Consider the following 19,347-nt stretch of genomic DNA (forward strand, 5'->3'; position numbering starts at 1 on the left):
CTGAAGAGCCCCTAACAATCAGGGCAAAGTTGTTGGGGAGTGCACTGGTCAGGTAACCACCACCCAGGGATGCGACCCCCATCAAAACAGGCCCAAAAGCCCTTGGCGGTCGGCTGCCGAGTATAGACAGTTAGGTTACTAATGACAACGCAAACACCTTCCCCTAATAGCTGATTGCACAAGCGGGATAAAAGGCGTAAACGGCAGGCAATTTCGAGGAAAAAGTGTGGTTAAAGCCTTCTGGGGCAAGACTTTAGGCAAATTGACATTCGAATTTATCTCACTATAGTGGTGCGGGCCCTGCGTGGGGGGTCTGTCTGATGATTTCAAGCATAAATAGGAGGCCACATGGCTGACAAAAAAGCGCAGTTGATCATCGAGGGCGCAGCCCCCGTCGAGCTGCCCATTTTAACCGGCACCGTTGGTCCCGATGTTATCGACGTCCGGGGCCTGACCGCCACGGGCCGCTTCACCTTTGACCCGGGTTTCATGTCGACCGCTTCCTGCGAGTCGAAGATTACCTATATTGACGGCGATAACGGCATCCTGCTGCACCGCGGCTACCCGATCGAACAACTGGCTGAAAAGTCGGACTACCTGGAAACCTGCTACCTGCTGCTTAACGGCGAACTGCCGACCGCAGAGCAAAAGGCCCAGTTCGTCGGCACCGTGAAGAACCACACCATGGTTCACGAGCAGCTGAAGACCTTCTTCAACGGCTTCCGCCGCGACGCCCACCCGATGGCGGTCATGTGCGGCGTAGTCGGCGCTCTCTCGGCCTTCTACCACGACTCCCTGGACATCAATAACCCGCAGCATCGCGAAATCTCCGCGATTCGCCTGGTTGCCAAGATGCCAACCCTGGCAGCGATGGTTTACAAGTACTCCATGGGCCAACCCATGATGTACCCGCGCAACGACCTGTCGTACGCGGAAAACTTCCTGCACATGATGTTCAACACCCCGTGCGAGATCAAACCGATCAGCCCGGTACTCGCCAAGGCCATGGACCGGATCTTCATCCTCCACGCCGACCACGAGCAGAACGCCTCGACTTCCACCGTTCGCCTGGCAGGCTCCTCGGGTGCCAACCCGTTCGCCTGTATCGCTGCCGGCATTGCCGCACTCTGGGGCCCGGCTCACGGCGGCGCCAACGAAGCGGTACTGACCATGCTCGACGAAATTGGCGATGTCTCGAACATCGACAAGTTCATCGCCAAGGCCAAGGACAAGAACGATCCGTTCAAACTGATGGGCTTCGGCCACCGCGTTTATAAAAACCGCGACCCGCGCGCCACCGTCATGAAACAGACCTGCGACGAAGTGTTGAAGGAACTGGGCATCCAGAACGATCCGCAACTCGAACTGGCCATGCGCCTGGAAGAGATCGCCCTGACCGACCCGTACTTCATCGAACGCTCGCTGTACCCGAACGTCGACTTCTACTCGGGGATCATCCTCAAGGCAATCGGCATTCCAACCAGCATGTTCACCGTGATCTTCGCCCTGGCGCGGACCGTAGGCTGGATTTCCCACTGGAAAGAAATGCTCTCCAGCCCGTACAAGATTGGCCGCCCGCGCCAGCTGTACACCGGCTACGAGTCGCGTGACATTACCAAGCTGGAAGACCGCAAATAAGACCCGTCTTGCGATGACGTCTTAAGTTGCACTGGAAACGGCCTCTATGTGAATGGAGGCCGTTTTTGTTTGTGCGGGGTTTGGGGTTGGGTGTGTATCCATCGTTGCGGTAGCGGCTTATTACGGTTGCGCCCTGACGGCGGGTCACTAAGCAGCCATTACCGCAGCAACGGACATCCCCCCAAGCCCAACAAAAAAAATGCCCCAGTCTCTCGACCAGGGCATTTCAGTGACGCATTACCACTTACACATAAGCCTCAGGCAATCAGTGCGAAACCGCCCCGCTCGCCCCCAGCCCAGTCTGCGACCGAACAAACTGCGGGAAGAACAGCGCCCGCTCATTGTCCGCCGCTGCCGACTTGTCAGTGATCGAGAAGAACCAGATCCCGACAAACGCAATAATCATCGAGAACAACGCCGGGTATTCGTAAGGGAAGATCGCCTTCTCATGATGCAGAATCTGCACCCAGATGGTCGGCCCAAGCACCATCAGCCCCACCGCACTGACCAGTCCCAACCAACCACCAATCATCGCCCCACGAGTCGTCAGCTTCTTCCAGTACATGGAGAGCAGCAACACCGGGAAGTTACAGCTGGCTGCAATGGAGAAGGCCAGGCCCACCATGAACGCAATGTTCTGGCTTTCGAACAGAATACCCAGGCCAATCGCCAACACCGCCAGAGCGATAGTGGTGATCTTCGAGACACGAATCTCATCCTTCTCGTTGGCCTTGCCCTTCTTGATCACACTGGCATACAGGTCATGGGACACCGCCGAAGCACCCGCCAGCGTCAGACCCGCTACCACCGCCAGAATGGTCGCGAACGCCACTGCCGAGATGAAGCCGAGGAAGATGCTGCCACCCACTGCATTGGCCAGGTGCACCGCCGCCATGTTGTTGCCGCCCAGCAGAGCGCCGGCAGCGTCCTTGAATGCAGGGTTGGTGCTCACGAGCAGAATCGCGCCAAAGCCGATGATGAAGGTCAGGATGTAGAAGTAACCAATGAAGCCAGTCGCGTACAGCACGCTCTTGCGCGCTTCTTTGGCGTCACTCACGGTGAAGAAGCGCATCAGGATGTGCGGCAGGCCCGCAGTACCGAACATCAGCGCCAACCCCAGGGAGAATGCCGAGATCGGATCTTTCACCAGGCCGCCCGGGCTCATGATCGCCTCACCTTTAGGGTGAACCTTGATCGCCTCGGAGAACAGCATGTTGAAGTCGAAGTTGACGTGCTTCATCACCATCAGCGCCATGAACGAGGCACCGGACAGCAGCAGCACCGCCTTGATGATCTGCACCCAGGTAGTCGCCAGCATGCCGCCGAACAGCACGTACATGCACATCAGCACACCGACCAGAATCACCGCAACGTGGTAGTCCAGGCCGAACAGCAGCTGGATCAACTTGCCCGCACCGACCATCTGCGCAATCAGGTAGAACGCCACCACCACCAGCGAACCGCAGGCAGACAGGGTGCGGATCTGGGTTTGCCCAAGGCGGTAGGACGCCACGTCGGCAAATGTGTACTTACCCAGGTTACGCAGACGCTCGGCGATCAGGAACAGAATGATTGGCCAGCCCACCAGGAAGCCGATCGAGTAGATCAGGCCATCGTAGCCGGAGGTGAACACCAGCGCGGAAATCCCCAGGAAGGACGCTGCCGACATGTAGTCGCCGGCAATCGCCAGACCGTTCTGAAAACCGGTGATCTTGCCGCCCGCCGCATAGTAGTCGGCCGCCGAGTTGTTTTTCTTCGAGGCCCAGTAAGTGATGCACAACGTCGCGCCGACAAAGGCCACGAACATCAGGATTGCTGGAATGTTCAGCGGCTGTTTGGCCACGGCACCGGTCAGGGCATCAGCCGCCCAGGCACCCGGCGCGAACGCTGCAACGCTCAATAGAGCAAATAGACGCCGGATCATTGCTTGGCCTCCTTCAGAATTGCATTGTTCAGATCGTCGAACTCGCCGTTGGCGCGTCGCACATAGATAGCGGTCAGGATGAAGGCCGACACAATCAGCCCCACACCAATCGGAATGCCCCAGGTAATCGACGACTCAGGGCTGATTTTTGCCCCCAGTACGTGCGGCCCGTAAGCGATCAGAAGAATGAATCCGGAGTACAGCCCAAGCATGATCGCCGAGAGAATCCAGGCGAACTTTTCTCGTTTGCGAACCAGCTCCTTGAAGCGCGGGCTGTTTTGAATCGAGAGGTAAATGCTGTCGTTCATTGTTTTTATCCTCGCAGCACAGCTATTAGTTGGAACGTTATCCACTCTATGCGGCTCAAGGAGAGGTTCCAGACGACCTTAGTCTTAGAGGCAGGTGTCGCTTTCGCCAATGTGCCCCGGACAGAAAAACCACTGCTTTGGCACCAGAAACACAAAGGCCCGCTTGGCAAAAATGCCAAACGGGCCTGGAAGATGCTGACTAGACGCGTCGAATCAAATCACTTGATCCACTCTGCGACGCGCTCGGGGTGTTTGGCGACCCAATCCTTGGCCGCTGCGTCAGGCTTGGCACCATCCTGAATCGCCAACATTACTTCACCAATTTCGTCCTTCGACGCCCATTGGAAGTTGTGCAGGAACTTGGCCACTTCCGGCGCCTTGGCTTCCAGGCCTTTGCTGCCGATGCTGTTGACGGTTTCCGCCGCGCCATACACGCCTTTTGGATCTTCAAGGAAACGCAGTTTCCACTTGGCGAACATCCAGTGCGGCACCCAGCCGGTCACGGCAATGGAGTCTTTCTTGTCTTCGGCGCGGGTCAGTTCGGCAATCATCGCGGCGCCCGAACTGGCCTGCAGTTTGTAATCGAGGCCGTAGTCCTTGATCGCCTGGTCGGTCTTGAGCATTACCCCTGAACCGGCATCGATGCCAACGATCTTGTTCTTGAAGGTGGTGTCGGTCTTGAGGTCGGCAATCGAGACAGCCTTGACGTACTCCGGCACGATCAGGCCGATTTTCGCGTCCTTGAAGTTGGGGCCGTAGTCGACCACCTTGTCCTTGTTCTTGGCCCAGTACTCACCGTGGGTCACTGGCAACCAGGCCGAGAGCATGGCGTCGAGCTTGCCGGTGGCCACACCCTGCCACATGATCCCGGTCGCCACGGCCTGCAGTTTCACGTCATAGCCCAGCTTCTGCTTGATGACTTCCGCCGCCACATGGGTGGTCGCCACGCTGTCGGACCAACCGTCGACATAGCCGATGCTCAGGGTTTTGCTGTCGGCGGTAGCCAGAGTAGAGCCCATCGCCAGTGCCAGAACGGCACCGGCGCCTAAGAGTCGTCGCATCTTCATCGTTACTTCCCCGAAAGTGCTGCGCCCGACGGATGCCGAGCGGCGTCAACGTATTGTTATGGTGCACAGCGCCCCCATCACGCTTCACCGCAAACTCGTTCGAACATCAGCGGAGTACTGATGCTTCGATCATCAACCTCACGCCCAAGGGGACCTGCTCTGTCAGCGACCTCAAGGCAGCGAGAAACGACATCAGAAAGCCAGTAACGACAGCCGTCAGTAAAACCCCGGCCGATCCCGCCCGAACCTTGCATGGCAAAACCACGCAACACCCAGACCGCCGGCAAATGCAGGTAAGATGCGCGGCTTTGCTCTCAGACGGTCTGACCATGCCCGCCACCGCGCGTTTTCCTTTATTAGCTTATGCATTTGCCTGCCTGCTCGGCCTGTTTGCCCTCGGCGGCTACTGGTACGGCCTCGGCCAACCGGTGGTGCTGCCGGATGTCGCCAGCGCCACGCACAAACTGCAGTGCGCCTCCTATACCCCCTTCGACAAGGACCAGTCGCCGTTCGACCAGCCATTCAACCTGCGCCCCGAGCGCATGGACGCCGACCTGGCCCTGCTGGCAACCCGCTTCGAATGCATTCGCACCTACTCGGTCACCGGCCTTGAAGCGTTGCCGGCACTGGCGCGCAAACATGGCCTGAAGCTGATGATCGGCGCCTGGGTCAACAGCAACCCAGTGGACACCGCCAAGGAAATCGAGCTGTTGATTGCCGAGGCCAATGCCAACCCGGATGTCGTCTCGGCGGTGATCGTCGGTAACGAGGCACTGCTGCGCAAGGAAGTCACCGGCCCGCAACTGGCCAAGCTGATCAAGCAGGTCAAGCAGAGCGTCAAGCAACCAGTGACCTACGCCGACGTCTGGGAGTTCTGGCTCCAGCACCCGCAAATCGCCCCCGAAGTGGACTTCCTGACCATCCACCTGCTGCCGTATTGGGAAGACGAGCCGTCCAACATCGATGCCGCCTTGCAGCATGTTGCCCAAGTGCGCCAGGTGTTCGGCAACCGCTTCGCTCCCAAGGACGTGATGATCGGCGAAACCGGCTGGCCCAGCGAAGGCCGCCAGCGTGAAACCGCCCTGCCCAGCCGGGTCAACGAAGCGCGATTCATTCGTGGTTTTGTCGCCATGGCCGAACAGGAAGGCTGGCACTACAACCTGATCGAAGCCTTCGACCAGCCGTGGAAACGCGGCAGCGAAGGCGCGGTGGGCGGTTATTGGGGCCTGTTCGATGCCGATCGCCAGGACAAGAACATCCTCGCCGGCCCGGTCAGCAACCTGCCACTCTGGCCTCAATGGCTGGCCGTAGGCGGGCTGGTTTTCCTCGGTGCGTTGCTGCTGGGTGGTCGCGTACGCAGCACCCGCGCCGCCTTGGTGCTGCCGCTGCTGGGCGCCGTCGCGGCCTGCTCTATCGGTACCTGGGGGGAACTGGCGCGGGTCACCAGCCGCTCGCTCGATGAATGGCTGTGGGCCGCGTTGCTGATGGCGCTGAACCTGCTGGTGCTGGCCCACGCAGCGCTGAGCCTGAGCGCCCGTACCGGTTGGCGTGAGCGCGCGTTTGATGCACTGCAACGACGTGCCGGCTGGTTGCTGGCCGCGGCCGGCTTTGCAGGCGCGGTCATGATGCTGGGGCTGGTGTTCGAACCCCGCTATCGCAGTTTCCCCAGCGCCGCCCTGCTGTTGCCGGCGCTGGTCTACCTGATTCGCCCAGTGAGCGCACCGCGCCGCGAAATCGCCCTGCTGGCGTTCATCATCGGTGCCGGCATCGCCCCGCAGCTGTACCGTGAAGGCTTATTCAACCAGCAGGCCTGGGGCTGGGCGCTGGTCAGCGGACTGCTGGTGGCTGCACTGTGGCGCAGCCTGAGGGTGCGCCACGGCTAAGGGCATCATCGCGAGCAGCGCAGCGAGCCTGCTCGCGATCAGGCCTGTCAGGCGCCACGCGGCGCCCTGACCAACCGCAGCCCCGCAATCACCACCGCAAACACCGCCAGGCCGGTGTTGTACAACGCCAGTGCGGGAAAGCCGAACACCAGCGCCAACACCGCCAGCCACCAACCCGCACGCCCCGGCAGCACAAACCCCAGCACAGCCGCCGCCAATGCCCCCCAGCCCATGACCTTGAAGTGAATCAGCAGCCCCAGGTTTGCACGCAACTGGCATTGCCAGCGGTTCGCCTCGTCGACGCAAATCCCCACCCACTGGGCATCCTCCATGAAGCCATAACGCGCGCCATAACTGGCGGCCAGCCACAACGGCAGGACGATGAGCAGTAAAATCACGGGGAAACGGCTGGACATGAAACACTCCGATAGGCAAAAACGGCGCCCAGCTTAATCCCCCCGCGAAACGACGCAAGGAAGATCAACAGATAACTGGTCATCAATTACCGGCAAAGTGTATCGTCCAGCTACTATTACCCACCATAAGGCCTGTTTGGTGCCGATTCATGGCACTTTGGCGCATAACCTGTGGTCATAGCCTGCGAACTTCATTAGGCACCTTCCTCTAAGGGATTTAGTCATGCTCCGTTCCTTGCGCTTTGCTGCCGTTTTCGGCGGCCTTATCTTGAGTGCGTCCGCACTGGGGGCAGATATCGATGCCACCAGTTATGGCTACCCGCTTACCAACCCGTTTGAAGCGACTATTGCCACGACGCCTCCGGACCTGAGGCCAGAGCTGCCCCTGGACGAAGACATCAACCAATCGGATCACAGCCTGACCCTGCGCCCGGAACGTCAGTTCGAACTGCCGGACAACTTCTGGGCCGTGAAGAAGCTCACCTATCGCATGGCCACCCAGGATCACGCAGCACCGCTGATCTTTCTGATCGCCGGCACTGGCGCCCGCTACGACAGCAGCCACAACCAATACCTCAAGCGCCTGTACTACAAGGCCGGCTACCACGTCGTCCAACTGTCCTCGCCCACCAGCTTCGACTTCATCAGTGCAGCGTCGCGCTTCGCCACCCCAGGCATATCCAAGGAAGACGCCGAAGACCTGTACCGCGTGATGCAAGCGGTGCGTGCGCAGAACCCGAAACTGCCGGTGACCGACTACTACCTCACCGGCTACAGCCTGGGCGCCCTGGACGCGGCCTTCGTGGCCCACCTGGACGAAACCCGGCGCAGCTTCAACTTCAAGAAAGTCCTGCTGCTCAATCCGCCGGTCAACCTCTACACCTCCATCACCAACCTGGACAAGTTGGTGCAAACCGAGGTCAAGGGCATCAGCAACAGCACCACCTTCTATGAACTGGTGCTCAACAAGTTGACCCGCTACTTCCAGCAGAAAGGCTACATCGACCTCAACGACGCCCTGCTCTACGACTTCCAGCAATCCAAACAGCACCTGACCAACGAACAGATGGCCATGCTGATCGGCACCTCGTTCCGCTTCTCCGCGGCCGACATCGCCTACACCTCGGACCTGGTCAACCGTCGCGGCCTGATCACTCCGCCCAAGTACCCGATCACCGAAGGCACCAGCCTCACGCCATTCCTCAAGCGTGCACTGCAATGCGACTTCGACTGCTACCTCACCGAGCAGGTGATTCCGATGTGGCGCGCCCGCACCGACGGTGGCAGCCTGCTGCAACTGATCGACCAGGTCAGCCTCTACGCGCTCAAGGACTACCTGCAAGCCAGCCCGAAAATCGCTGTCATGCACAACGCCGACGACGTGATCCTCGGCCCAGGCGACCTCGGTTTCCTGCGCAAGACTTTTGGTGACCGCCTGACGGTCTACCCTCACGGCGGCCATTGCGGCAACCTCAACTACCGCGTCAACGCCGACGCCATGCTGGAGTTTTTCCGTGGCTAAATCTCTCCTGCTTCTCGCCGCGTTGCTGTGCGCAGGCTATGCCAATGCCGACAACAGCAAGGCCAACGAGCCCACAGTGGTCGACCCGGACGGCTTTACCGAGCCATTGACCAAACTCAAGTTCAACCCGGGGCTGGACCAGCGCGAATTCGAGCGCTCGACCCTCAGTGCGCTGAACGTCTATGACCCGCTGGAGTCGTGGAACCGTCGGGTCTACCACTTCAACTACCGCTTCGATCAGTGGGTATTCCTGCCCGTGGTCGACGGCTACCGCTACATCACCCCAAGCTTCCTGCGCACCGGCGTCAGCAACTTCTTCAACAACCTGGGTGACGTGCCCAACCTGATGAACAGCCTGCTGCAACTCAAGGGCCAGCGCTCACTGGAAACCACCGGCCGCCTGCTGCTCAACACCACCATCGGCATCGCCGGCCTGTGGGACCCGGCAACCGCCATGGGCCTGCCGCGCCAGAGCGAAGACTTCGGCCAGACCCTGGGCTTCTACGGTGTTCCCGGTGGCGCCTACTTCATGTTGCCGATCCTCGGTCCTTCCAACCTGCGCGACACCGGCGGGCTGGTGGTGGACTACAGCGCAGAGTCGGCGGTCAACTTCCTCAACGTCTCGAAAGTCAGCGAGAACCACCCGGAAATCTGGGTCCTGCGCGGCGTCGACAAACGCTACCAGACCAACTTCCGCTACGGTCAGATGAACTCGCCGTTCGAGTATGAAAAGGTCCGCTACGTGTACACCGAAGCACGCAAGCTGCAGATCGCCGAATAACTATTACGGTGATAAAAAAAGGCCATTCGATGCAGATCGAATGGCCTTTTTTGTGGGAACTGGCGCCCGCTTGGGGCTGTCCAGCGAAAACCGCGATCGTCAGCCTTTGACCGAACGCCAGATCTTGCTCACCAGCATCACCCCCGCCAACACCACCGCTCCCGCGACAATTCCGGCCACCGCATTGAGCAGGCTCGGTACGACCCACGACCAGCCGCCAATGCTCTGGCTAACGCCTTCGATCCAGTGATGCACGGCCGGTACGCCGTGAGTCAGGATCCCGCCACCGACCAGGAACATCGCGGCAGTGCCGATCACCGACAGGCTTTTCATCATGTAGGGCGCGGCCCGCAGGATCGCACCGCCAATGCCCTTGGCAATCTGCGAAGGCTTCTGGGTCAGCCACAGGCCGAGGTCGTCGAGCTTGACGATACCCGCCACCAGGCCATAGACCCCAATGGTCATGACAATGGCAATGCCCGACAGCACGATCACCTGCTGGGTCAGCGGTGCATCCGCCACGGTGCCCAGGGTGATGGCGATGATTTCCGCCGAGAGAATGAAGTCGGTGCGCACGGCGCCCTTGATCTTGTCCTTCTCGAACGCCACCAGGTCGACCGCCGGGTCCGCGACCGCCTCGACCAACTGCGCATGCTCGGCCCGATCCTGCGCCGGGCTGTGGAGAAACTTGTGCGCCAGCTTTTCAAAGCCCTCGAAACACAGGTAGGCACCGCCAAGCATCAACAGCGGCGTTACCAGCCAGGGCACGAACGCACTGATGGCCAGCGCCGAGGGCACCAGGATCAACTTATTGATGAACGAACCCTTGGCCACCGCCCAGACCACCGGAATTTCCCGCTCGGCCCGCACGCCGGAGACCTGCTGGGCATTGAGCGCCAGGTCGTCGCCCAGCACGCCCGCGGTCTTTTTCGCGGCCATCTTGGTCATCAGCGCGACGTCATCGAGCACGGCTGCGATATCGTCGATCAGCACCAGCAAACTACTTCCTGCCATGGCTCAGGGTTTCCTTGGGAAATGGATGTTGCGCAGCATAGCCTGCCATCGGGCCAATGGGCATTCTTGAGCGCTGCGCAAGGCCGGTGCTACCATGCGCCACCGCCAGTACCGGCAAGGAACACCTTGGTTTATGAGCACTATCCGCGAGCGCAATAAAGAACTGATCCTGCGTGCCGCCAGTGAGGAGTTTGCCGACAAAGGCTTCGCTGCGACCAAAACCAGTGACATCGCGGCCAAGGCGGGCTTGCCCAAGCCCAACGTCTACTACTACTTCAAGTCCAAGGAAAACCTCTACCGCGAGGTCCTGGAAAGCATCATCGAGCCGATCCTGCAGGCCTCGACGCCATTCAACGCCGATGGCGTACCCAGCGAAGTGCTCAGCGGCTACATCCGCTCCAAGATCCGCATCTCCCGCGACCTGCCGTTTGCCTCCAAGGTGTTTGCCAGCGAGATCATGCACGGCGCACCGCACCTGAGCGCCGACCTGGTCGAACAGCTCAACGGCCAGGCCAAGCACAATATCGAATGCATCCAGACCTGGATCGACCGCGGCCAGATCGCCCCGATCGACCCCAACCACCTGATGTTCAGCATCTGGGCCGCAACCCAGACCTACGCCGACTTCGACTGGCAGATCTCCGCCGTCACCGGCAAGGCCAAGCTCGACGAAAACGACTACGAAGCCGCCGCACAGACCATCATCCGCCTGGTGCTCAAGGGCTGCGAGCCGGACAGGTAGATCGCTGCGCGGCCTTCGCGAGCAAGCCAGCTCCCACAGGTTTCCCTGTAGAATTCATATTCTGTGAGCCACACATATCCCTGTGGGAGCGGGCTTGCCCGCGATGGCGGCAACTGGGAGTGGATCAGACCCAAATCGCATCCCACAAAGGATAGTCGCCAAGACGCTTTACAAGCCCAGCGCGCAACGGGTTGGCAACAACATACCGCGCCATCTTCACCAGATCCTCATCTCGCCTCAGTGCTCGATCGTGATAGCCCTGCTGCCAGAGTGGTCCGTGCCTGGCTGTGGAAAGGTTCACCTCCCGCGTAGTCAGTGATTTGGTTTGCCGCATCAGACTACTGAGTGAGCATTTCTCCAATTCCACCAACCAGTGGAAATGGTCAGGCATGACAACCCAAGCCAATGAGTTTGCCAATCCCAGGCTTTGCGCCTTCCGAAATTGATGCACTACCAATCTGCCCAAAGCGTAATCGGCGAAAACCGGTTCTCGGCCAAGCGTATTGGTGGTCAGTAAATAGATTCGATTGGGTTCGGCATAGCGACCCGTGCGTAGACGATGTGAAGCAGGTGAATCCGGCATTCCTTTGCCACTCTCATGATGAAGTCATGAGAAGGCTAGCCCCGGAAGCGCTGGATGATCATGCGGACCTTTAGCTGGATGTGTCCCGTCGATAGCCATCGCGGGCAAGCCCGCTCCCACAGGGTCTGATGGTGTACATAAAATATGTGGGCACCTTCGATCATTGTGGGAGCGGGCTTGCCCGCGATGGCATTAGATCAGCCGCCGCAGATCAAGCCGCTACCCCCGCATCCGCCCGCAACCCCAGCGCCTCGATGGCATTGATCGCGCATTGCTCGTCGATATCCGACAGATCCCCACTGATCCCCACGGCGCCCAGCACAGTGCCCTGCTGATCGCGAATCAGCACCCCGCCCGGCGCCGGCACCACACTGCCCTGCCCCAGGCTATTGAGCGCGGCGATGAAGGCGGGACGTTGCTGGGCGTCCAGCGCCAACAGGCGCGAGCCCTTGCCCAGTGCGATCGCCCCCCAGGCCTTGCCGATGGCGATCTGCGGGCGCAGCAGGCTGGCGCCGTCTTCACGTTGCAGGGTGATCAGATGCCCACCGGCATCCAGTACCGCGATGGTCAGGGGCGCTGCCGCTATGGCACGTCCCGCGGCGATGGCCTGACTGGCCAGGTTGACTGCGACTTTCAAGGTTATAGCGCTCATGGTGCCGTCCTCATTTTGTTTTTCACAAAGCCGTGGGACGCGGGTGGGTGCCGCAGTCCGATGCAACAAATAGAACACAATGAAGTATTTTTTTGTATACAATAATTTTCGAAATGCGCCTCGTGCGACGAAACGCCACAGTGTTTATGGGCTTTTGCCGAATGAAACGAGCGCTTGAGAAAATGGATTGACCTGCGCCATCCGCCGTGAATACACTCTGCGCAAAGCCACTTGTATACAATTACAAAACGTAAAGAGGCACAAAACCATGAGCAAAATGAGAGCAATCGAAGCCGCCGTTCTGGTGATGCGCCGTGAAGGGGTTGATACCGCTTTTGGCATCCCGGGAGCCGCGATCAACCCGCTGTACTCCGCCTTGCAAAAGGTCGGCGGCATCGATCACGTCCTCGCTCGCCACGTTGAAGGCGCCTCGCACATGGCCGAGGGCTACACCCGCACCAAGGCCGGCAACATCGGCGTGTGCATCGGTACGTCCGGCCCTGCCGGCACCGACATGGTCACCGGGCTCTACAGCGCCTCGGCCGACTCGATCCCGATCCTGTGCATCACCGGGCAAGCACCCCGCGCCCGTATGCACAAGGAAGACTTCCAGGCTGTCGACATCACCACCATCGTCAAGCCGGTGACCAAGTGGTCGACCACAGTCATGGAACCGGGCCAGGTGCCTTACGCGTTCCAGAAGGCCTTTTATGAAATGCGCTCCGGCCGTCCAGGCCCAGTGCTGATCGACCTGCCGTTCGACGTGCAGATGGCCGAGATCGAATTCGACATCGACGCCTACCAACCGCTGCCATTGGCCAAGCCGAGCGCGACCCGCGTGCAGGTGGAAAAAGCCCTGGCCATGCTCGATCAGGCTGAACGTCCGTTGTTGGTGGCCGGTGGTGGCATCATCAATGCCGACGCCAGCGAGCTGCTGGTAGAGTTCGCCGAACTGACCGGTATTCCAGTCATTCCGACCCTGATGGGCTGGGGCACGATCCCCGACGATCACCCGTTGATGGTCGGCATGGTTGGCCTGCAGACTTCGCACCGCTACGGCAACGCCACCCTGCTCAAGTCCGACGTGGTGCTGGGCGTCGGTAACCGTTGGGCCAACCGCCACACCGGTTCGGTCGACGTGTACACCGAAGGTCGCAAGTTCATTCACGTCGACATCGAACCGACCCAGATCGGCCGTGTGTTCACCCCGGACCTGGGCATCGTCTCCGACGCCGCCGCCGCGCTGACCGTGTTCATCGAGGTTGCTCGCGAGTGGCACGCAGCCGGCAAACTGAAAAACCGCAGCGCCTGGCTGCAGGACTGCCAGCAGCGCAAGGCCAGCCTGCACCGCAAGACTCACTTCGACAACGTGCCGGTCAAGCCACAGCGCGTCTACGAAGAGATGAACCAGGTGTTCGGCAAAGACACCTGCTACGTCAGCACCATTGGCCTGTCGCAGATCGCCGGCGCGCAGTTCCTGCACGTCTACAAACCGCGCCACTGGATCAACTGCGGCCAGGCCGGCCCACTGGGCTGGACCATTCCGGCCGCACTGGGGGTGGTCAAGGCTGACCCGAGCCGCAAGGTTGTGGCACTCTCGGGCGACTACGACTTCCAGTTCATGATCGAAGAGCTGGCGGTGGGCGCGCAGTTCAAGCTGCCGTACATCCACGTGGTAGTGAACAACTCATACCTGGGCCTGATCCGTCAGGCGCAGCGCGGCTTCGACATGGACTACTGCGTGCAGCTGTCCTTCGACAACCTCAACGCACCGGAGCTCAACGGCTACGGCGTGGACCACGTCGCGGTTGCCGAAGGCCTGGGTTGCAAGGCCCTGCGGGTCTTCGAACCGGCCGAAATCGCCCCTGCCCTGCGCAAGGCCCAGGAGCTGATCGAAGAGTTCAAGGTACCGGTGATCGTCGAGATTATCCTGGAACGCGTGACCAACATATCCATGGGCACCGAGATCAACGCGGTCAACGAATTCGAAGACCTGGCACTGGTCGGCAACGACGCGCCAACCGCGATTTCGATGCTCGATTAATTTGTAGGAGCGTTCTCGCATCCTGCGGGATCCGGGAACGCTCACCAGAGATTTACAGGAGTCCACCATGCCGCGTTTTGCAGCCAACCTGTCCATGCTGTTCACCGAACAGGATTTTCTTGCCCGCTTCGAAGCGGCCGCCAAGGCCGGTTTCAGTGGCGTCGAATACCTGTTCCCGTACGACTTCAGCTCCGCCGAAATCAAGGCCCAGCTGGAGGCCCACGGCCTGACCCAAGTACTGTTCAACCTGCCGGCCGGTGACTGGGCCAAGGGTGAACGCGGGATCGCCTGCCACCCCGATCGCGTGGAAGAGTTCCGCGCCGGTGTCGACCTGGCCATCGCCTACGCCAAAGTGCTGGGCAACACTCAGGTCAACTGCCTGGCCGGCATTCGCCCACAAGGCGTCGACGATGCCACGGTGCAAGCAACCTTCGTCGCCAACCTCAAGTTCGCCGCCGACAAGCTGCAAGCGGCCGGCCTCAAGTTGGTGATGGAAGCCATCAACACCCGCGACATCCCGGGTTTCTACCTGAACAACACCGCGCAGGCGCTGTCGATTCGCGAACAGGTGGGCAGTGCCAACCTGTTCCTGCAATACGACATCTACCACATGCAAATCATGGAGGGCGACCTGGCCCGCACCATGGCGGCGCACCTGGGCGAGATCAACCACATCCAACTGGCCGACAACCCGGGCCGCAACGAGCCGGGCACCGGTGAGATCAACTACCGCTTCCTGTTCGAACACCTGGACCGCATCGGCTACCAGGGTTGGGTTGGCTGTGAATACAAGCCGCTGACCACCACTGAAGCAGGCCTGGGTTGGCTGAAAACCCACAACGCAATCTAACGCTGCCCCCCATGTAGGAGCGAGTGCCCGCTTGCGGCTTGCTCGCGATGACGCCGGCTCATCGCACATCGATGCTGCCTGGCACACCGCTATCGCGAGCCAGTTCGCTCCCTCCTAAAAGCAGCAGTTGCCCATTTGCTTGAAGCAGCAATAAAAACAAGAGGATTTTCTCATGGCTAAAATCGGATTTATCGGCACCGGCATCATGGGCCACCCAATGGCGGCAAACCTGCAGAAAGCCGGGCACAGCCTGTTCCTTTCGCAACACCACGACGCTGCCCCTGCCGATCTGATCGCCGCTGGCGCCGTCGCCCTGGCGAACCCGAAGGAAGTCGCCCAGGAAGCCGAATTCATCATCGTCATGGTCCCCGATACCCCCCAGGTCGAGGACGTGCTGTTCCGCGCCGATGGCGTTGCCGCCGGCGTTGGCAAAGGCAAGGTCGTGATCGACATGAGCTCGATCTCGCCAACCGCGACCAAAGCCTTCGCCGCCCGGATCAACGAAAAAGGCGCGCAGTACCTCGACGCCCCGGTGTCCGGCGGTGAAGTGGGCGCCAAGGCGGCAACCCTGAGCATCATGGTCGGCGGCGATGCCGATGCCTTCGAACGCGCCCTGGCGCTGTTCCAGGCCATGGGCAAGAACATCACCCTGGTGGGTGGCAATGGCGACGGTCAAACCGCCAAGGTAGCGAACCAGATCATCGTGGCGCTGAACATCCAGGCGGTGGCCGAAGCCCTGCTGTTCGCCTCGAAAAACGGCGCCGACCCGGCCAAGGTGCGTGAAGCACTGATGGGCGGCTTTGCCTCCTCGAAGATCCTGGAAGTCCACGGCGAGCGCATGATCAAGGGCACCTTCGATCCTGGCTTCCGCATCAGCCTGCACCAGAAGGACCTGAACCTGGCCCTGCAAGGCGCCAAGGAACTGAACATCAACCTGCCCAACACCGCCAATACCCAGCAAGTGTTCAGCACCTGCGCGGCCATCGGTGGCAGCAACTGGGACCACTCGGCGCTGATCAAGGGCCTGGAGCACATGGCGAATTTCTCGATTCGCGATAAGTAAATCTTTGGGGCCACCCGCTCTCCCTGTGGGAGCGGGCTTGCCCGCGATGGAATCGCCGCGGTGTACCTGATAAATCGCGTCGTCTGAATCGCAGGCAAGCCAGCTCCCACAAGAGCCCGAGCTGCCCGCAAGTGTTCGCTCTATCCCAATAACAAGAATTCCGGGAGCCCGCCATGTCGGTCGATCCGCAACAATTCCTGCGCGACCTGTTCGCCACCGCCATCGACGCGGCCCATCCGCAACAGGTCCTCGAAGCCCATCTACCCAAAGACCGCAGCGGTCGGGTCATCGTCATCGGCGCCGGCAAGGCCGCGGCCGCCATGGCCCAGGTGGTCGAACGCTGCTGGCAGGGTGAAGTGTCCGGGCTGGTCGTCACCCGCTACGGTCACGGCGCACCCTGCGAAAAAATCGAAGTGGTCGAAGCCGCCCACCCGGTACCCGACGCCGCCGGCCTGGCCGTGGCCAAGCGCGTACTCGAACTGGTCAGCAACCTCAATGAAGACGACCGAGTGATCTTCCTGCTCTCCGGTGGCGGTTCGGCCTTGCTGGCCTTGCCCGCAGCCGGCATCACCCTGGCCGACAAGCAGGCGATCAACAAGGCCCTGCTCAAGTCCGGCGCGACCATCGGCGAGATGAACTGCGTGCGCAAGCACCTCTCCGCCATCAAGGGCGGCCGCCTGGGCAAAGCCTGCTGGCCGGCCACGGTGTACACCTATGCCATTTCCGATGTGCCGGGCGACCTCGCCACCGTGATCGCCTCCGGCCCGACCGTGGCCGACCCGAGCACGTCGGGCCAGGCCCTGGACATTCTCAAGCGGTACGCCATCGAAGTTCCGGCTTCGGTGCGCAACTGGCTGCAAAGCCCCGAATCGGAAACGGTAAAACCCGGTGATCCGAGCCTGGCCCGCAGCCATTTCCAACTGATCGCCCGTCCCCAGCAATCCCTGGAAGCCGCGGCAGTGAAAGCCCGCCAGGCCGGTTTCAGCCCACTGATCCTGGGGGACCTGGAAGGCGAATCCCGCGAGGTGGCAAAGGTCCACGCCGGCATCGCCCGCCAAGTGGTGCTGCATGGCCAGCCGCTGGCCGCGCCCTGCGTGATCCTGTCCGGTGGCGAAACCACCGTGACCGTGCGCGGCAATGGCCGTGGCGGACGCAACGCCGAGTTCCTGCTGAGCCTGACCGACAGCCTCAAGGGCCTGCCAGGCGTCTACGCGCTGGCCGGCGATACCGACGGCATCGACGGCTCCGAAGACAACGCCGGCGCCCTGATGACCCCGGACAGCTACGCCCGCGCCACCGCCCTGGGCCTGAGCGCCAGCGACGAGCTGGACAACAACAATGGCTACGGTTACTTCGCAGCGCTCGACGCCCTGATCGTCACCGAACCGACGCGCACCAACGTCAACGACTTCCGCGCCATCCTGATCCTCGAGAGCCCAAAACATGACGCCTGACAAAAAGGTCAAAATCCTCGCCACCCTGGGGCCTGCCACCGACGGCATCGAAGACATCCGCGAACTGGTGCAGGCCGGGGTCAACATCTTTCGCCTGAACTTCAGCCACGGCGATCATGCCGATCACGCCCAGCGCTACCAGTGGATCCGCGAAGTCGAGCGCCAGCTCAATTACCCACTGGGGATTCTGATGGACCTGCAAGGGCCGAAGCTGCGGGTCGGCAAGTTCGCCGAAGGCAAGGTGCAACTGGTGCGCGGCCAGGCCCTGCGCCTGGACCTCGACCCCACGCCGGGCGACGCACGCCGGGTCAACCTGCCCCACCCGGAAATCATCGCGGCGCTGGAACCGGGCATGGACCTGCTGCTGGACGACGGCAAGCTGCGCCTGCGGGTAGTCAGCAAATATGCCGACGCCATCGACACCACGGTGCTCAATGGCGGCGAGCTGTCGGATCGCAAAGGCGTCAACGTGCCGCAAGCGGTGCTCGATCTCAGTCCGCTGACCGCCAAGGACCGCCGTGACCTGAGCTTCGGCCTGGAACTGGGGGTGGACTGGGTGGCCCTGTCGTTTGTCCAGCGTCCCGAGGACATCCGCGAAGCCCGCGCCCTGATCGGCGACAAGGCGTTCCTGATGGCGAAAATCGAGAAGCCTTCGGCAGTCGAGCAACTGCGCGAAATCGCCGAGCTGAGTGACGCGATCATGGTGGCCCGGGGCGACTTGGGGGTGGAAGTGCCGGCCGAAAGCGTGCCGCAGATCCAGAAAGACATCATCAGCACCTGCCGCCAACTGGGCAAGCCGGTGGTAGTGGCGACCCAGATGCTCGAGTCCATGCGCTTCTCCCCGGCACCGACCCGCGCCGAGGTCACCGATGTCGCCACCGCCGTGGCCGAAGGCACCGACGCGGTGATGCTGTCGGCGGAAACCGCCTCCGGTGAATACCCGCTCGAAGCCGTGCAGATGATGAGCAAGATCATCCGCCAGGTCGAAAGCGGCCCGGACTATCAGGCGCAACTCGACGTCAGCCGACCGAAAGCCGAAGCCACCACCTCCGACGCCATCAGTTGTGCAATCCGCCGCATCAGCAACATCCTGCCGGTGGCGGTCCTGGTCAACTACAGCGAGTCGGGCAGCTCGAGCTTGCGTGCGGCGCGGGAGCGACCGGCGGTGCCGATCCTCAACCTGACCCCGAACCTCTCGACTGCGCGACGCCTGAGCGTGGCCTGGGGCGTGCACTCGGTGGTCAACGACCGCTTGCGCCAGGTCGACGAGGTCTGCTCTACCGCCCTGGAAATTGCCCAGGCCCAAGGCATGGCCCAGCGCGGCGACACCTTGCTGATCACCGCCGGTGTGCCTTTCGGCCAGCCGGGATCGACTAACTCGTTGCGCATCGAGACGTTGATCTAGA

17 protein-coding genes are annotated in these 19,347 nt (G+C 61.1%); 10 read left to right on the forward strand and 7 right to left on the reverse strand.

Features of this window, described 5'->3' with window-relative positions:
• Positions 1-348: 348 nt before the first annotated feature.
• Positions 349-1,638: a citrate synthase gene (gene gltA / locus Q1W70_RS02610; RefSeq protein WP_007959044.1), complete on the forward strand. Its 1,290-nt coding sequence runs from the start codon at positions 349-351 to the stop codon at positions 1,636-1,638.
• 265 nt (positions 1,639-1,903) lie between these two features.
• On the opposite strand, the gene Q1W70_RS02615 is transcribed toward gltA, so the two are convergent.
• The 3 genes from Q1W70_RS02615 to Q1W70_RS02625 all read right to left on the reverse strand — a co-directional run bounded on the left by Q1W70_RS02615 (position 1,904) and on the right by Q1W70_RS02625 (position 4,937).
• Positions 1,904-3,562: a cation acetate symporter gene (locus Q1W70_RS02615; RefSeq protein WP_182343922.1), complete on the reverse strand. Its 1,659-nt coding sequence runs from the start codon at positions 3,560-3,562 to the stop codon at positions 1,904-1,906.
• Positions 3,559-3,870, reverse strand: coding sequence for a DUF485 domain-containing protein (locus Q1W70_RS02620; RefSeq protein WP_166590864.1), 312 nt, complete (start codon positions 3,868-3,870; stop codon positions 3,559-3,561). The genes Q1W70_RS02615 and Q1W70_RS02620 overlap by 4 nt, the downstream gene beginning before the upstream one ends.
• Before the next feature lie 218 nt (positions 3,871-4,088).
• Positions 4,089-4,937, reverse strand: a complete 849-nt coding sequence (locus Q1W70_RS02625) for a glycine betaine ABC transporter substrate-binding protein (RefSeq protein WP_095172027.1) — start codon at positions 4,935-4,937, stop codon at positions 4,089-4,091.
• Between the two features lie 287 nt (positions 4,938-5,224).
• Between Q1W70_RS02625 and Q1W70_RS02630 the strand changes: the two genes are divergently transcribed.
• On the forward strand, positions 5,225-6,820 hold the full coding sequence (locus Q1W70_RS02630) for a glycoside hydrolase family 17 protein (protein ID WP_302098611.1): 1,596 nt from the start codon (positions 5,225-5,227) through the stop codon (positions 6,818-6,820).
• A gap of 47 nt (positions 6,821-6,867) precedes the next feature.
• On the opposite strand, the gene Q1W70_RS02635 is transcribed toward Q1W70_RS02630, so the two are convergent.
• Positions 6,868-7,236, reverse strand: a complete 369-nt coding sequence (locus Q1W70_RS02635; protein ID WP_166590866.1) for a hypothetical protein — start codon at positions 7,234-7,236, stop codon at positions 6,868-6,870.
• A gap of 223 nt (positions 7,237-7,459) precedes the next feature.
• Between Q1W70_RS02635 and Q1W70_RS02640 the strand changes: the two genes are divergently transcribed.
• Together Q1W70_RS02640 and Q1W70_RS02645 are read left to right on the forward strand one after the other, a co-directional pair.
• Positions 7,460-8,758, forward strand: a complete 1,299-nt coding sequence (locus tag Q1W70_RS02640; RefSeq protein ID WP_166590867.1) for a serine/threonine protein kinase — start codon at positions 7,460-7,462, stop codon at positions 8,756-8,758.
• Positions 8,751-9,539, forward strand: coding sequence for an MlaA family lipoprotein (locus Q1W70_RS02645; RefSeq protein WP_166590868.1), 789 nt, complete (start codon positions 8,751-8,753; stop codon positions 9,537-9,539). The genes Q1W70_RS02640 and Q1W70_RS02645 overlap by 8 nt, the downstream gene beginning before the upstream one ends.
• 99 nt (positions 9,540-9,638) lie before the next feature.
• On the opposite strand, the gene Q1W70_RS02650 is transcribed toward Q1W70_RS02645, so the two are convergent.
• Positions 9,639-10,553, reverse strand: a complete 915-nt coding sequence (locus Q1W70_RS02650; protein WP_166590869.1) for a DUF808 domain-containing protein — start codon at positions 10,551-10,553, stop codon at positions 9,639-9,641.
• 133 nt (positions 10,554-10,686) lie between these two features.
• Between Q1W70_RS02650 and Q1W70_RS02655 the strand changes: the two genes are divergently transcribed.
• The gene (locus Q1W70_RS02655) at positions 10,687-11,295 is read left to right on the forward strand and encodes a TetR/AcrR family transcriptional regulator (protein WP_166590870.1); all 609 of its coding nucleotides are present in this window, start codon (positions 10,687-10,689) and stop codon (positions 11,293-11,295) included.
• Positions 11,296-11,419: 124 nt separating this feature from the next.
• Here Q1W70_RS02655 and Q1W70_RS02660 read toward each other — a convergent pair whose 3' ends face one another.
• Complete coding sequence (locus tag Q1W70_RS02660; RefSeq protein ID WP_166590871.1) at positions 11,420-11,878, reverse strand: REP-associated tyrosine transposase; 459 nt, start codon at positions 11,876-11,878, stop codon at positions 11,420-11,422.
• A 211-nt stretch (positions 11,879-12,089) separates the two neighbouring features.
• On the reverse strand, positions 12,090-12,530 hold the full coding sequence (locus Q1W70_RS02665; protein WP_166590872.1) for a GlcG/HbpS family heme-binding protein: 441 nt from the start codon (positions 12,528-12,530) through the stop codon (positions 12,090-12,092).
• A gap of 268 nt (positions 12,531-12,798) precedes the next feature.
• On the opposite strand from Q1W70_RS02665, the gene gcl reads away from it, so the two are divergent.
• The 5 genes from gcl to pyk all read left to right on the forward strand — a co-directional run bounded on the left by gcl (position 12,799) and on the right by pyk (position 19,346).
• Positions 12,799-14,574 carry a glyoxylate carboligase gene (gcl, locus tag Q1W70_RS02670; protein WP_166590873.1) on the forward strand — a complete coding sequence of 592 codons (1,776 nt, stop codon included), beginning with the start codon at positions 12,799-12,801 and terminating at the stop codon, positions 14,572-14,574.
• A gap of 67 nt (positions 14,575-14,641) precedes the next feature.
• Complete coding sequence (gene hyi / locus Q1W70_RS02675; protein WP_182343913.1) at positions 14,642-15,424, forward strand: hydroxypyruvate isomerase; 783 nt, start codon at positions 14,642-14,644, stop codon at positions 15,422-15,424.
• A gap of 172 nt (positions 15,425-15,596) precedes the next feature.
• Positions 15,597-16,487 (forward strand): 2-hydroxy-3-oxopropionate reductase, encoded by an 891-nt coding sequence (locus Q1W70_RS02680; RefSeq protein ID WP_166590875.1) that lies wholly within the window; start codon positions 15,597-15,599, stop codon positions 16,485-16,487.
• Positions 16,488-16,660: 173 nt separating this feature from the next.
• Positions 16,661-17,941, forward strand: coding sequence for a glycerate kinase type-2 family protein (locus Q1W70_RS02685; protein ID WP_166590876.1), 1,281 nt, complete (start codon positions 16,661-16,663; stop codon positions 17,939-17,941).
• Positions 17,931-19,346 (forward strand): pyruvate kinase, encoded by a 1,416-nt coding sequence (pyk, locus tag Q1W70_RS02690; RefSeq protein WP_166590877.1) that lies wholly within the window; start codon positions 17,931-17,933, stop codon positions 19,344-19,346. Before Q1W70_RS02685 ends, pyk begins: the two co-directional genes overlap by 11 nt.
• The last annotated feature ends 1 nt before the right edge of the window (position 19,347 follow it).

It is taken from the genome of Pseudomonas kielensis, from assembly GCF_030505375.1.
In the GTDB taxonomy this organism is placed as follows: domain Bacteria; phylum Pseudomonadota; class Gammaproteobacteria; order Pseudomonadales; family Pseudomonadaceae; genus Aquipseudomonas; species Aquipseudomonas kielensis.